The 13,075-nt window shown below is 59.5% G+C and carries 12 protein-coding genes; 7 read left to right on the top strand and 5 right to left on the bottom strand.

Annotated features, from left to right (window positions below; translation table 11 throughout):
- Window positions 1-2: 2 nt before the first annotated feature.
- The 4 genes from KZ772_RS11165 to rep all read right to left on the bottom strand — a co-directional run bounded on the left by KZ772_RS11165 (window position 3) and on the right by rep (window position 5,578).
- Complete coding sequence (locus KZ772_RS11165) at window positions 3-635, bottom strand: hypothetical protein (protein WP_290536648.1); 633 nt, start codon at window positions 633-635, stop codon at window positions 3-5.
- Between the two features lie 11 nt (window positions 636-646).
- Complete coding sequence (locus tag KZ772_RS11160) at window positions 647-2,140, bottom strand: hypothetical protein (RefSeq protein ID WP_290536647.1); 1,494 nt, start codon at window positions 2,138-2,140, stop codon at window positions 647-649.
- A 119-nt stretch (window positions 2,141-2,259) separates the two neighbouring features.
- Window positions 2,260-3,294 (bottom strand): AraC family transcriptional regulator, encoded by a 1,035-nt coding sequence (locus KZ772_RS11155; RefSeq protein WP_290536646.1) that lies wholly within the window; start codon window positions 3,292-3,294, stop codon window positions 2,260-2,262.
- A gap of 262 nt (window positions 3,295-3,556) precedes the next feature.
- Window positions 3,557-5,578, bottom strand: coding sequence for a DNA helicase Rep (rep, locus tag KZ772_RS11150; RefSeq protein ID WP_290536645.1), 2,022 nt, complete (start codon window positions 5,576-5,578; stop codon window positions 3,557-3,559).
- A 75-nt stretch (window positions 5,579-5,653) separates the two neighbouring features.
- On the opposite strand from rep, the gene KZ772_RS11145 reads away from it, so the two are divergent.
- The 3 genes from KZ772_RS11145 to KZ772_RS11135 all read left to right on the top strand — a co-directional run bounded on the left by KZ772_RS11145 (window position 5,654) and on the right by KZ772_RS11135 (window position 7,492).
- Window positions 5,654-6,385 carry a 16S rRNA pseudouridine(516) synthase gene (locus KZ772_RS11145; RefSeq protein ID WP_290536644.1) on the top strand — a complete coding sequence of 244 codons (732 nt, stop codon included), beginning with the start codon at window positions 5,654-5,656 and terminating at the stop codon, window positions 6,383-6,385.
- Between the two features lie 164 nt (window positions 6,386-6,549).
- A complete protein-coding gene (locus KZ772_RS11140; RefSeq protein ID WP_290536643.1) occupies window positions 6,550-7,080 on the top strand; it encodes a macro domain-containing protein in 531 nt (176 codons plus the stop codon).
- A 121-nt stretch (window positions 7,081-7,201) separates the two neighbouring features.
- A complete protein-coding gene (locus KZ772_RS11135; RefSeq protein WP_290536642.1) occupies window positions 7,202-7,492 on the top strand; it encodes an antibiotic biosynthesis monooxygenase in 291 nt (96 codons plus the stop codon).
- Between the two features lie 142 nt (window positions 7,493-7,634).
- Here the strand turns inward: KZ772_RS11135 and KZ772_RS11130 are convergent, their stop codons facing one another.
- Window positions 7,635-8,693 (bottom strand): acyl-CoA desaturase, encoded by a 1,059-nt coding sequence (locus KZ772_RS11130; RefSeq protein ID WP_290536641.1) that lies wholly within the window; start codon window positions 8,691-8,693, stop codon window positions 7,635-7,637.
- Between the two features lie 139 nt (window positions 8,694-8,832).
- On the opposite strand from KZ772_RS11130, the gene KZ772_RS11125 reads away from it, so the two are divergent.
- The 4 genes from KZ772_RS11125 to KZ772_RS11110 all read left to right on the top strand — a co-directional run bounded on the left by KZ772_RS11125 (window position 8,833) and on the right by KZ772_RS11110 (window position 12,708).
- A complete protein-coding gene (locus tag KZ772_RS11125) occupies window positions 8,833-9,861 on the top strand; it encodes an AraC family transcriptional regulator (RefSeq protein ID WP_290536640.1) in 1,029 nt (342 codons plus the stop codon).
- A gap of 310 nt (window positions 9,862-10,171) precedes the next feature.
- Window positions 10,172-10,660 carry an NUDIX domain-containing protein gene (locus KZ772_RS11120; protein ID WP_290536639.1) on the top strand — a complete coding sequence of 163 codons (489 nt, stop codon included), beginning with the start codon at window positions 10,172-10,174 and terminating at the stop codon, window positions 10,658-10,660.
- 73 nt (window positions 10,661-10,733) lie between these two features.
- The gene (locus KZ772_RS11115; RefSeq protein ID WP_290536638.1) at window positions 10,734-11,489 is read left to right on the top strand and encodes an SDR family oxidoreductase; all 756 of its coding nucleotides are present in this window, start codon (window positions 10,734-10,736) and stop codon (window positions 11,487-11,489) included.
- Between the two features lie 22 nt (window positions 11,490-11,511).
- On the top strand, window positions 11,512-12,708 hold the full coding sequence (locus tag KZ772_RS11110; protein WP_290536637.1) for an acyl-CoA dehydrogenase family protein: 1,197 nt from the start codon (window positions 11,512-11,514) through the stop codon (window positions 12,706-12,708).
- Window positions 12,709-13,075 lie beyond the last annotated feature (367 nt).

Here is a 13,075-nt window from a genome sequence, read left to right as displayed (position 1 = left end):
TGTCAGAAACCGAACACATGGGCATCCCCCATAAATTTCGAACGTGAAGGCGCATTGAGTGCTGCGCTATCGGCCATGCGAAAACCGAGCACGCTACCGTCAGCGGCATCGCGCATATAGCCCGGAGTGGCGCCGTCATCAAATTCCAGGGCTGTGCGGCCGATGTTCATCAGCAGGTTAAGGTCGTTGTATTCCCCGGGGGCTTTGCTGGCCGGGTAGGAAACACGAACGGCCTGCAGGCCTGAGGGGCTGCAACCGTCTAGCAGGCAATCACCCTGGCCATCTGCGTCACCATCCGTGAGCGCTCGAAAACGGTCCGGATCCGCATAGCTGGTGGCAGTGTCTGGGAGTACATCGCCATCGAGACGGATATCATTGATTTCAAGGGCGCCGTAATAATCCTTGAGCATCAGCCATATGCCTTCCCGGCCGGAAAATTCCAGCCCCATGCGACAGCCGTTGAGATTGCCGGTGCAATTTATTGGCGAGCCGCTTGCATCAATGTTGTTGCGCAGACGCAGGCTCAGCTGCATCCCTTCGGCACCGGTGATCGCGGCCAATTCATCATCGCCAACCGGTTCCAGTGCGAAGACTGTGTGGCTGGCGAGCAGTATTGCGGTCAAAAATGGCAGCATCCGAAAAATCATCAGCACCCCCCTGACTGACAGCTGATCAGTTCGAAACGATTGATCAGCAGCCCTTCCATTCGGGCATCGCCCAGGTTCACGTTTTTGGTGGGAAAGGTACGGGTGTAGTCGCCGATGCTCTGAGTAATCACAGGGCCACTGCCATCCACGGTACAACCGCCTGCGTTGCCGGTGTTGCACTGGTAGTTTTGTGTGCGTTGCCGGCTATTTGTGGGTCCTCTTTTGTCGATAACCAGCGACCGTGCCGCGTAGGCATTGAAGGGGGCGCAGTCAATGCAGGCACGAAAGAAAATGCCGTCGTTGGTGTTGTTGATACTGTTGCGGCCGGTAGCGGCACCGGGGTGCCAGTCGCCGTAGCGGATATGCCCGTGGGAACTACGGTAATTCAGACAATTCTGGTCATCGGCGGCACAGGGCTGCCCCAGATTGGCCAGCGCCAGTCGGGCGGTTTCGTAGCCCAGTACATCGCCGTCATTCAGGCCGTAGTAGCGGTTGTAGACGGTAGGGTTGTTGGGTATCCGGGTCAGCTCCAGGGAAAAGTTGCCGCTGTTGCCTACCGCATTGAGTACCAGTGCCTGGTAGTAGAGCTGGCCCAATGGCAAAAAGGCATCCAAGTTGCGGAAGTGCAGGCCTTCATTATTGCCGAACCGTGGCGCCTGGCCGATGGTGTCGCTAGCAAAGGAGCTGGGGGTGCCCGGGTTATTGTCATTGTCGTGCTGGGCCACGCTGAAGCGGAAGTCTCCTTGCAGGTAAGAGTGATACAGCATGGCAAACGTCTCACCGTAAAGGGGGCTGGTGCCGGAATCGGTAAAACGGAACATGCGGAACACGCTGCCTGCCGCATTGCCGCGGATAATGGTCTGGCTTTTCAGCAGGCCGCCGTCATTGGCCACGCCCGTGCCGGCAGCCAGGGCCTGGGTGGATGGATCGCGGGTGGCGCCGGCTTCGATTTCGCCCCAGAAGGACATCAGGTAATCCGGCTGGCTGGTGGGGGCCAGGTATTCGTAGATGGTCTTGTCCGGGTTGCCCGGGTCGTTGTTGACCAGGTTGCCCTGATAATCCATACCTTTGGGGGACCAGGCGCGCATCAGATAGGGGTTGTCGAACGGTGAGAAATTGGCGATCTGTCCGCCCCGTGGGCAGTTCATGGCAGTGGCGCCAGGGTTGCAAGCCGAGGTGTCGTCCCAATGCAGACCAGCGCCGGCCACATTGACTGCGCTACTCAGGTTGAGTCCATACCAGCGCAGGTCGCCGCGACGCCAGCAATCGAGATTGGACGCTACAGTACCGCTGCCGGTGCAGGCATCGGCTGGTGTGGAGCCCACCTGTTCCAGATAGCTGGTAGGCGCCATCAGGTAGGCAAAGTCATCCAGTGCCACGGCAATGCCGGCCCCATGGGCGGCAGACATTTCTGCTTCGTCCATGGGTTGCATTGCAGCCTGGCTGATCGCGCCAACGGCCAGCAGCAGGGCACTTGTTATTGTTGTTTTCATGGGAGTCCCCGGTTGGAAGACATGCGCACATGTCTGCAACGAGGGACTATTGTTGCGTTACTGGCTATCGCTTAGGCAGGGGCAAACCCTGTCACGGCAGTGACAAATGTAGACAGGGGTCAGGTTAGCTGCTGCCGGATTTCAGCTGGGCTTCTGCCGCACAGTTGACGGAAGCGGCGCTGGAAGGAGCGTGGGTCGGAAAAGCCGAGGCGTTGGCTGATTTCAGCGACGGTCAATTCGGTCAGAGTGAGATAGTCATGGGCCAGTTGCAGGCGGGTCTCGTCGAGAAGGTCCTGCCAGGCCAGCCCCTCATCGGCCAGGCGTCGATCGAGGGTACGGGCGGACATGTTGAGCCGGTCGGCTACCGTCTTGCGCCGTGGCATACCATTGATCATCTGGTCGCGAATCAGCCATTTGATTTTTCCGGCAAGCCCTTGCTGCTGTTGCTGTTCAAGTAGTTGGCGTTTCGCGGTGGCTTCCAGTTCTGCCAGGCCGCTATCGCCAAACAGATTGACGGGAAGGGCAAGGGTTTCCGCATCCAGCTTGAACATGGTTTGCTGTTGCCCGAATTTTACCGGGCAGAGCAGGAGCGCTTCGATATGCTTCTTTTCGTTATCGCTGGCCGGCTCGAAGTCCAGCCAGAGTTGCTGAGGGGCCAGTTGCGGTTTGCCGGTGACCATGCGTCCCATGCCCAGCACCAGGGTAAGCAGTGTCAAGGTGAGGTGGCGGCGCAGAATGGGGTGCTCGGTCACCATGAAGGGTTTTAGCAACATGCTGCCGTTGGCGTCTTCTTCAATACGCAGGCCGCCCGAGTTGCCACCAATCAGCGCTTGATACTGATGGGTAATCTGGATGGCTTGCTGCAATGAGGAGGTGTTGATGGCCAATGAGGTAATGATGCCGTAGATGGCGGGCATGGTCTGTTCGCCAATATGCAGGCCAAGGAGCTCATCATTACTGGCAAGAAGCAGTTCACGAAGAAAGTTTTCGTGCTGCTCGTTAGGAACCTGGCAGGTGGGCTGGAGGGCCTTCTGGATATCAATTCCGGCCCGAACCATTGCCTGTTGGGCAGGCAATCCAAGTCGTTGTGCGCCATAGAACATTTGTGCGATAGCGATACCACTGACATAAAATTCGGGACTGCTTGTGGTCATCGGGCGGGTGTCCTGCTGTCGCTGGTCGATTCTGTGCCCCCAGGGCGCTAAGCAACACTGGAAAATCAAGGGCAAAGTGATAATTATCCCAAGAGCCTGCTGCTGCTGACAGGACTATTGTTACCGCTGGGATAACAAATATTGCCATTTGGCAGAGCGAGCCGGGGCAGGATGACCTTCATTGCTATCCGTTTTATTCATTGTTTTGCGGCATGCCAAACGGATTTTCGATGCAAACGAGCGGTGGTCAGTTGGCGAGCTATTAATCCAGCAGTGCCCTGAGATTGGCGATGCTGGCTTCTGCCACCGCATCTTCCTTGGCTTCATCCTTCTGAATACCGATGCCCAGATAGTCGATATCCTCCTGGGGCATTTCGTCCACGAAGCGGCTGGCGGTGGTGTCGATCTTTTCGCCGTACTGTTTGCGGGTCAGTGCCTGGGTCATGGCCAGGGTTTCCCGGGCACGGGTGATGCCCACGTACATGAGTCGACGTTCCTCGACGATGTTGTCTTCCTCGATGCTGGTGCGGTGGGGGAGAAACTCCTCTTCCACGCCCATCATGTAGACGTGGGGGAACTCCAGCCCCTTGGAGGCGTGCAGGGTCATCAGTTGTACCCGGTCGGAATCGTCTTCTTCCTGTTGCTGTTCGAGCATATCCAGCAGTACCAGTTTCTTGATCACTGCCTCCAGATCGCTGGCGCCGTCTTCTTCGTCTTCCTGTTTTTCCAGCATGCGCTCGATGCTGCGCACCAATTGCCAGATATTCTCGATATTTTTCTCACCGATGCGCGGGCTGGAGGCGTTCTGCATCAGCCAGCCTTCGTAATCCATGTCAGAGATCAGCTCGGTCACTGCCTGCAGGCTGTTATGGCCAAAACAGAACTGGCGCTTGTCATCCAGCCATGCCTTGAACTTCTGCAGCTTCTCAGCGGCCTTGGGGTTCATGACTTCGCTGAGGGCAATGTCGTCACACACATGGTAGAGCCCCTGTTCCCGTTTCAGCGCCCAGGTGGCGAGTTTTTCCAGGGTGGCGGGGCCGATCTCCCGACGCGGGGTGTTGATGATGCGCAGAAAGGCGTTGTCATCGTCCGGGTTCACCAGCAAGCGCAGGTAGCACATCAAATCCTTGATCTCGCTGCGCGAGAAGAAACTTTTGCCCCCGGACACCTTGTAGGGAATCGACAGGCTCTGCAGTTTCATTTCCAGAATCCGTGACTGGAAATTGCCGCGATACAGCACGGCAAAGTCTTTCCACTTGAGACCCTGTTGAAGGCGGCGGTGAAAGATATCGCTGGCGATCCATTCGGTTTCTGCTTCTTCATCGCGCAGGGCGGAAAAGCGAATCGGCTCGCCGTAACCATAGTCGGACCACAGGCTCTTCTCGAACTCGTGGGGGTTGTTGGCGATGACCGTGTTGGCGGCTTTCAGGATGCGCCCGGTGGAGCGGTAATTCTGCTCCAGCTTGACCACTTTCAGGGTGGGCCAGTCCTGTTGCAGTTGCGCCAGGTTTTCCGGGCGGGCGCCGCGCCAGGCGTAAATGGACTGGTCGTCATCGCCCACTACGGTGAACTTGCCCGCCGGCAGGGTGAGCATCTTCACCATTTCGTACTGGGCACCGTTGGTGTCCTGGTATTCATCCACCAGCAGGTACTGGATGCGGTTGCGCCACTTTTCCAGGATGCGCGGCTGTTCGCGGAACATGCGCGCCGGCATCAGGATCAGGTCATCGAAATCTACCGCGTTGCAGACCCGCAGCATGCGGTCGTAGCCACCGTAGGCCATGGCGGCACGCAGGTCCTCATCGGTGTCGGCGGTACTTACCGCTTCCTCAGGCAGCACCAGGGCGTTTTTCCAGTCGGAAATACGCTTGTGGATCACATCCACGGCGTCCAGGTCCCGTTCCGATTCGCCCTGACGCAGGATCTCCTTGAGGATCTCCTTGCTGTCGGCGCCGTCGAGAATGGAAAAGCCGTTACGCAGGCCGCAGGCTTTCAGCTCCGACTTGAGAATGCGCAGACCCAGATTGTGGAAGGTGGAGACGATCAGCCCGCGGGTCAGGTCCCGGCTCACCAGCGATTGCACCCGCTCCTTCATTTCCCGGGCGGCCTTGTTGGTGAAGGTCACCGCAGCGATATGGCGGGCGGACATGCCCCTTTCCTGGATCAGCCAGGCGATCTTACGGGTGATCACGCTGGTCTTCCCGGAACCTGCCCCGGCCAGTACCAGCAGTGGGCCATCGGCATAATGCACGGCTTCCTGCTGGCGGGGGTTGAGCTTGCTCATAGGGCTCCGGAAAATCTGGGGGTGTGAAATCGGGCCGCTATGATACCAGCGATGGCGCTGCACTCCAGACACCTTATGTCGGTTATCATGGCGGTTTTCCCGGTAACGGTTTTGCCCATGCGTCTGGACTATTTTCTTGCCCACAGTGCCGGCCTCACCCGCAAGGAGGCCAAACAGCTGATCAGCCGCGGGGCGGTCACCGTGGACGGCGAGGCGCGCCCGAAAGCCAACCTGCAACTGCGGGACGGGCAGGGCGTCTGGCTGCATGACCAGCCGCTGCAATTGCCGGGCCACCGTTACCTGATGCTGCATAAACCGGCGGGGGTGGTGTGCTCCACGGACGACCCTGAGCATCGCACCGTACTGGACCTGCTGCCTGCGGAACTGCGCCAGGACCTGCACCCGGCGGGCCGCCTGGATCGGGACACCACTGGCCTGGTGCTGTTGACCTCGGATGGCCAGTGGTCCCACCGGCTCACCTCCCCGAATCACCATTGCGACAAACGCTACCGGGTAACCTGCGCCGACCCGGTCAGTGACCAGGATCTGCAGGCCCTGCGCGATGGCATCCTGCTGCGCGGTGAAGACTCGCCCACCTTGCCAGCCCGGGCAGAACGGGTGCATGCCGACCAGTTGCTGCTGACCATCCGTGAAGGGCGTTACCATCAGGTAAAACGGATGCTGGCAGCACGGGGCAACAAGGTGGTGGCCCTGCACCGGGAGCGGATCGGCGAGATTGCGCTGGATGCGGCACTGGCGCCCGGAGAGTTTCGGGCCCTGAGCGAGGAAGAGATTCAAAGTCTGTAAGGTTTTCCGTAGGAGCGTCGCAGGCGGCGCGATAACCAACCCAGAATCAAAAGCCTTTTCACCACAGAGGCCACAGAGCACGCAGAGAAAAATCGGTCTTTCCAGGTTTTGGGCTATCGCGCCGCCAGCGACGCTCCTACAGAAAAGCACAAAGGGAGGTTGTCATGACACAACGCCAATTCGGTGCCGTTACCGTGGAAACGGTACAGGGCGACATTGCCAACCAGCCGGATCTGGATGCCATCGTCAATGCGGCCAATGCCGAGTTGCGCATCGGCGGTGGTGTGGCTGGCGCCATTCACCGCGCCGCCGGTCCGGGGCTGGAGAAGGAATGCATCCCGCTGGGCCCTATTCGCCCGGGTGACGCGGTGATCTCCAGTGGCCACAACCTGCCCAATAGCCACGTGATTCATTGTCTCGGCCCGGTGTATGGCCGGGATGAACCGTCGGACCAGTTGCTGGCGTCCTGTTATCGGCAGGCGTTGCAGCTGGCGGACCAGCACGGCATCGCCCGCCTCGGCTTTCCGGCCATTTCCACCGGGGTATTCGGTTATCCGCTGGCGGAGGCGGCGCAGGTGGCGCTGCAGACGATCCGTGATACCGCACCAGCCCTGAAGAGGGTGAGCCTGATACGCTTCGTGCTGTTCAGCGATGCGGATCTGGCTGTTTTCGATAAGGTATTAAAGGAACTGTAGGAACGGAACGCAGCGCAGTAACGTATCGCGTTCGGCGCGCCCCAAGGGAATGCCGTGCTGGTATAGCGAAAGAGTAGGTGTTCGCCATGCGAGCATAGCTCCTACAAAACAGGGAGAGTCAATGTACGCCGTGATTTTCACCGCTATCATGGCCGATCAGGACAGCCGGTACCGGCAGATGGCTGGGCAGCTACGGGATCTGGCCATGACCGATTTCGGCTGCACGGAATTCATCAGCGTCACGGAAGGGGAGCAGGAAATTGCCATCTCCTACTGGCCGGATGAAGACGCCATCAAAGACTGGAAACAGCAGGCGGAACACCGGGTTGCCCAGCAGTTGGGCAAGGAAGGCTGGTACAAACACTACAAAGTGGAAGTGGTGAAAATCCTGCGGGCCTATGACGGTCCGTGAATCTCCGCCCGCCGTAGGAGCGTCGCTGGCGGCGCGATCACCCGCGTCAAAAAACACGAATCACACGTCTAAAGCGAAGCGCCTGTAGGCGTTCCTCTTGAGGGACGCCTACAGCGGCTCTGTAGATGCTGCGGCAGCCCGCTTAGTTCAACTGCCCCTGCAGCTCCATCACATCCACGGTCCGCTCCCGGTTAAGGGGGTCGACCAGGGTATGGGCATCCTGATAGACGCGCGGGGTCTTGTAGAGCATGGCCACCGCTTTCACATGGCTGGGGCAAACGTAACGTTCGGGCATTTCCCGCTGCAGCCAGGCGCGCACTTTCGGTGCCTGATCGGAGCCCATCTTGGGAAACAGGTGGTGCTCCACATGGTGGCTGAAGTGGAAGTGCAGCGGATCGATCCAGCGCCAGGCGCGCACGCTCATGGAATTGTCCACCGGATGGTTGTTGTCCATCTGCGGGCGCAGCATGTGGTTGGTGAGAATGTAGCTCTGGCCGATGAAGTTGATGATCGCCATGGGGATCAGCACGGTGAAGATCGCCAGTGGGCCGGACACGATGGCCAGCGTTATCCATGCCGCCATGCACAGGTAGGATTGGCGGATCGCTTTCTTGCGGTTGAATCCCTTGAATTCCTCACGCTTGCGGGTCTGCATGCGCAGCACCAGCTGACCGTGGAACATGAAGGAATAGAACAGGAACAGGAAGCTGTACCAGGTGCGTCCGCCGGGGGCCAGCTTGGTAAAGTTGGCGGTCTTGGGGTGTTTCTCGTAGCGGTACAGGGTGCCGAAGGAGTCCGGGTCCTTGTCGCCCAGGTTGGTGTGGGCGTGGTGGGCCACATTATGCCAGCGGCGCCAGAATTCCGGAGCGATCAGGGCCGGGCCAAAGCCGATCCAGCCGAGGAAATCCTGCATGCGACGACTCATGCCCAGCGCGCCGTGCAGCACTTCGTGGGCCAGCAGGGCCTGGCAGGCGAGGGTGTGCCCGGCCAGGATGCCCAGCAGCAGGTTGCCCCACCAGGGCAGGCTCAGCATCAGGATGGCAGCGATGCTGCCGATGATCACGGCGCTCATGGGTATAAACCACAGGGCGCGCAGCGGGCGGGCCTTGAAGGTGGCCGGGCCCAGATCCTTTTTCACCGCATCGCGGATGGCGCGGGCATCATCGGCGCCAAAGTGTCGGCTGTACGCAGGTTCTTGCATGGTCATGGTTGTCCTTGGCTGTCAGGCCGGGAAATTCGGATGCAGGCATTCTGGTGAACAGTTGTGCTTGGGCGAAGTGCAGGGCTGGACAGAAATAAGTCATTTTCGGACAGGTGAAAAATTGGCGTATAGTAGGGGCATGACTCACGAGCGCTTTATACAACTGGATCCTGGCACCGGCCGTTCCCCGGTCCCCGTCAACTACGTGCGCAATCTGGTGGAACTGATTGCCGAGGTTGGCGTGGATACCCGTCGATTACTCTCTCAGGTGGGTTTGAGGGAAGACGAGGTCTATAACCCGCAGCCGGCTCTGCGCTTCGAGCAGTTCCGCCGTGTCATGGTGGGCGCCCGTGAAATGACCGGTGATCCGGCTCTGGGGCTGGCCCTGGGGCAGCAACTAACACTGACAGCCCATGGCCTGCTCGGCTATGCCGCCATCAGCAGTGCCGATCTGGGCGATGCCTTGCGGTTGCTGGAACGTTATTTCCGTACCCGTACCCGCCTGTGTGTTCCCCGTATCGAGCCGTTTCAGGACGGTGTGCGTTTCTGCCTGGTGGAAAGCGTTCCCCTGGGCGATATTCGTGAAACCTACCTGGAAGTAGTGGTAGCTGCGGTGGTCGGCGGGATTCGCTATCTGCTGGGCGATCGTTTCCAGGGGGCGGTGCTGGAGCTGCCTTACCCGGCGCCGGCCCATGCGGATCGCTACCGGGAACTGCTGGCCATGCCGGTGGAATTCGAAGCCGAGGTGGCGGCGCTGCGGCTACCCAAGGCCCTGCTCAGCGAGCGCTTTACCCTGTCCGACCCGGCGTCCCGGCAGATGGCCGCGCAGAAATGTGAGGAAGAGCTGCAACGGTTGGAAGCCGATCAGGACTGGGCCAGCCGCGTGCGCGCCCGGCTGATGCAGGCGGAGGGCATGCTGCCCAGCCTGGAACAGCTGGCCAGCAATTTCCACGTTACCTCGCGCACCCTGCGCCGTTATCTCAATGCTTTGGGCGTGAGCTACCGGTCCCTGCTGGAAGAGGTGCGCATGACCAAGGCCATGGCCTACCTGCAGGCCAATATCACTGTGCAGCAGGTGGCCTCGAAACTGGGCTACGCCGATCCCAGTAATTTCGCCCGTGCTTTCCGTAAATGGACCGGCCACCCGCCCAGTCACTTCCAGCCGTAATCCTGCGACTCTCGACGAAGCCGCTGTAGCAGCAGCGCCCGAGTCGCGAACCAGGGGGAAGCTACAAGCCTCAAGCTACAACACGAGCGAGACCTTCATTATCTGAAACGCCGTGCCCGCGAACTGAAAGTGAGGTGGTGCGCGGGCACGGCCCTGGACTTATCCCAAGACATTGATTCGTGTTGTAGCTTGTAGCTTGTAGCTTGCCTTGCGGCTTGTATCCTCCGGGCTCGCATCTTGTCTTTCCCTGTAGCAATCCCTTTCTCATGACGATAGTGTTCCTGTCCGCGTCAGCCAAAAACAACACCCCATGAGCAACAGCGAACCGGTCCTTCTGGTCAGCCGGCACAACCAACCCCGTGGCAGTTGTCAGCGTGGGCGCATGCAGCGTCAGCGCCTGATCCATCGTGCGTCCTACGTGGTGGTGCGTGATCTGGCCGGGCAGGTATGTGTACAACAACGTGCCGCCGACAAACATTTTTACCCGGGCAGTTGGGATCTGGCTGCCGGTGGTGTGATGCGACCCAATGAAACCGTGGGCGAAAACCTGTCGCGGGAATTGTTCGAGGAAGTGGGTGTGCGACGGCAGTTTTCCCGCTGGCAGTGGTTCTTTTTCTCCAATCCCCATCACCGGGTGTGGGGTGCGCTGGCGTCCGTGGTGGTTTGCCCGGATGCGGTGTCGTTGAGCGATGAAGTGGTCGCCATTGAATGGTTGCCGGTCCGGGACGCGCTGCTATTGCCAGATGCCACTCCTGATACCCGCCACGCACTTTCCTTGCTGTTGTCATCCTCCTTCTGAGCGTTTTCGTCCTTGTGGCCGACAGGTAGGCTGGGTAGCTTCTCTCCCAGATGCAGAAAAGGGTGAGGAAGTTATGTCCCAGCGATTCAGTGTGACCGGAAAGCGTATTTTGATCACCGGTGCGTCCAGTGGCTTTGGTGCCCACTTTGCCATTGCCCTGGCCGAAGAAGGGGCCGACGTGGTGCTGGCGGCCCGCCGGGTGGACAAACTGGAAGCCACCGCCGAGGCGGTACGGGAACTGGGCCGTGAGGCCACCGTGGTGCCCATGGACGTGAGTGACTACAGCAGTGTGGAGGCCGCCTTTGCCGATATGCCGGCGGTGGATGTGGTGGTCAACAATGCGGGTGTGTCCCATGAAGGCCCCACCGACGAACTCAGCGAGGAAGACTGGGATGCGGTGGTAGATACCAACCTGAAGGGTGTCTGGGCCGTCTCCAAGTTCGCTATCCAGCAATGGAAGCGTGACGGGCGTCCGGGCAGCCTGATCAATATTGCCTCCATTCTCGGCCTGCGTGTGGGTGGCCGGGTGGCGCCCTATACTGCCTCCAAGGCGGCGGTGGTGCAGCTCACCAAATCCCTGGCGCTGGACTTTGCCCGCTACCACATCCGCTGCAATGCCATCTGCCCCGGCTACGTGGAAACCGATATCAACCGGGATTTCTTCAACAGCCCGCTGGCGGAAAAAATGCTCAAGCGCATTCCCTATCGACGCCTGGGGCAGATTGACGAACTGGTCGGTCCCCTGTTGCTGCTGGCGTCCGATGCGTCGTCCTACATGACCGGTTCGGTGATCGCAGTGGACGGCGGTCATCTCTGCAACACTCTCTAACTGAATTCACCGAGGACAGATCATGGATTTTTCCCTGAGCCCGGAGCTGGAAAGCCTGCGCCGCAAAGTGGCGGCGTTTGTGGAAGCGGAAATCATGCCGCTGGAAAACGACAAGGCCAATTACGACGACCATGAAAACTTCAAGGAAAGCGTGGTCGACGCCCTGCGAGAAAAAGCCAAAGAGGCTGGCCTGTGGGGCTTCCAGTTACCGAAAGCGCGCGGCGGCCTGGATGTGGGCGTGGCCGGTATGGCGGTGCTCTATGAAGAAGCCGCTCGCAGTCCGTTCGGCCCGGTGGTATTCAACTGTGCGCCGCCGGATGACGGCACCATGATCCTGCTCAACAAGATCCTCAACGACGAGCAGAAAGAACGCTGGTTACAGCCCATGATCGACGGCAAGGTGCGTTCCGCCTTTGCCATGACTGAGCCCGATGGTGGCTGTGGCTCCGACCCGTCTCTGACCTATACCTCCGCCACCAGGGACGGTGACAACTGGATCATCAAGGGCCGGAAGTGGTTCATCACCGGGGCAGAAGGTGCGCAAACGTTTATTCTGATCGCCAAGACCAGTGACGACCCGCGCAAGGGGCTCACTGCCTTCCTGTTTGATGCGGACCAGCCTGGCTGGGAATTGGTGCGCCGTATCCCGATCATGGGGCCGGAAGAGCACGGTGGTCACTGCGAACTGAAGTTCGATGGCCTGGTGATTCCCGATCAGAACCGTCTGTTGGAAGTGGGCGATGGCCTGAAAGTCACCCAGATTCGTCTCGGCACCGCCCGCCTGACGCACTGCATGCGCTGGCTGGGCCTGGCCAAGCGTTGTATGGAAGAAGCGGCCGACTATGTGGAAAACCGCATGAGCTTCGGTACTACTCTCGCCGAGCACGAAGGCGTGCAGTGGATGTTGGGTGACGTGGCCAAGGACATCGAAGTGGGGCGTCTGCTCACCATGCAGGCCGCCTGGAAACTGGACCAGGGGGACTTTGCCAAAAAGGAAATTTCCATGGCCAAGATCCACGTGGCCGACACCCTGCATAAGGCCGCCGATACCGCGATCCAGCTGTGCGGTGCCCGTGGCTATTCCAAGGACACCCTGCTGGAGTGGATCTACCGCTACGCCCGCCAGGCGCGCCTGGTGGACGGCGCCAGCGAAGTACACAAGATGGTGCTGTCACGGTTCTACCTGAAAGAGAAACGCGATTTCTTCCAGTGGGGTTAACCCCGTCCCTGCCGCCGCGTGCCGTCCTTCGGGCGAGGCGGCAGGGCACACCCTGTTAACGGCTGAAAGCCGCCAGGAAATGCATTGGCAGGCAACCCTTTTCCTGGTTGTGCCGCTGATGTGACCCCGCCTTCGGGCGTGTAACCGGGCTGCCCGGACGCCGCGCCTGCCCCTGCCGATCATATCGATGCCCCGCAGTTTTCCTGCTGTTCTCTACGGTCAATTCTGGCTGCAAGATAATGTCAATCTTCCAGTGCTTGTTTTTTCATAACTGTGATAATCTGCAAAAAATTGATGTGACTCAGGTCGCGAATTTCTTCGGACCAGGTGACAGTCAGAACGGTCGGCCGCGAATCGGCCCCTGTCT

Source organism: Alcanivorax sp., from assembly GCF_019431375.1.
In the GTDB taxonomy this organism is placed as follows: Bacteria; Pseudomonadota; Gammaproteobacteria; order Pseudomonadales; family Alcanivoracaceae; genus Alcanivorax; species Alcanivorax jadensis_A.
The sequence above is the reverse complement of the archived record's forward strand: the minus strand, read 5'-3'. Positions and strand labels throughout refer to the sequence as shown.

Bases quoted from the DNA above. Each gene is read 5' to 3' on its own strand.
- KZ772_RS11165 (WP_290536648.1), bottom strand. From the start codon at position 635: ATGCTGCCATTTTTGACCGCAATACTGCTCGCCAGCCACACAGTCTTC.
- KZ772_RS11160 (WP_290536647.1), bottom strand. From the start codon at position 2,140: ATGAAAACAACAATAACAAGTGCCCTGCTGCTGGCCGTTGGCGCGATC.
- KZ772_RS11155 (WP_290536646.1), bottom strand. From the start codon at position 3,294: ATGACCACAAGCAGTCCCGAATTTTATGTCAGTGGTATCGCTATCGCA.
- rep (WP_290536645.1), bottom strand. From the start codon at position 5,578: ATGAGCAAGCTCAACCCCCGCCAGCAGGAAGCCGTGCATTATGCCGAT.
- KZ772_RS11145 (WP_290536644.1), top strand. From the start codon at position 5,654: ATGTCGGTTATCATGGCGGTTTTCCCGGTAACGGTTTTGCCCATGCGT.
- KZ772_RS11140 (WP_290536643.1), top strand. From the start codon at position 6,550: ATGACACAACGCCAATTCGGTGCCGTTACCGTGGAAACGGTACAGGGC.
- KZ772_RS11135 (WP_290536642.1), top strand. From the start codon at position 7,202: ATGTACGCCGTGATTTTCACCGCTATCATGGCCGATCAGGACAGCCGG.
- KZ772_RS11130 (WP_290536641.1), bottom strand. From the start codon at position 8,693: ATGCAAGAACCTGCGTACAGCCGACACTTTGGCGCCGATGATGCCCGC.
- KZ772_RS11125 (WP_290536640.1), top strand. From the start codon at position 8,833: ATGACTCACGAGCGCTTTATACAACTGGATCCTGGCACCGGCCGTTCC.
- KZ772_RS11120 (WP_290536639.1), top strand. From the start codon at position 10,172: ATGAGCAACAGCGAACCGGTCCTTCTGGTCAGCCGGCACAACCAACCC.
- KZ772_RS11115 (WP_290536638.1), top strand. From the start codon at position 10,734: ATGTCCCAGCGATTCAGTGTGACCGGAAAGCGTATTTTGATCACCGGT.
- KZ772_RS11110 (WP_290536637.1), top strand. From the start codon at position 11,512: ATGGATTTTTCCCTGAGCCCGGAGCTGGAAAGCCTGCGCCGCAAAGTG.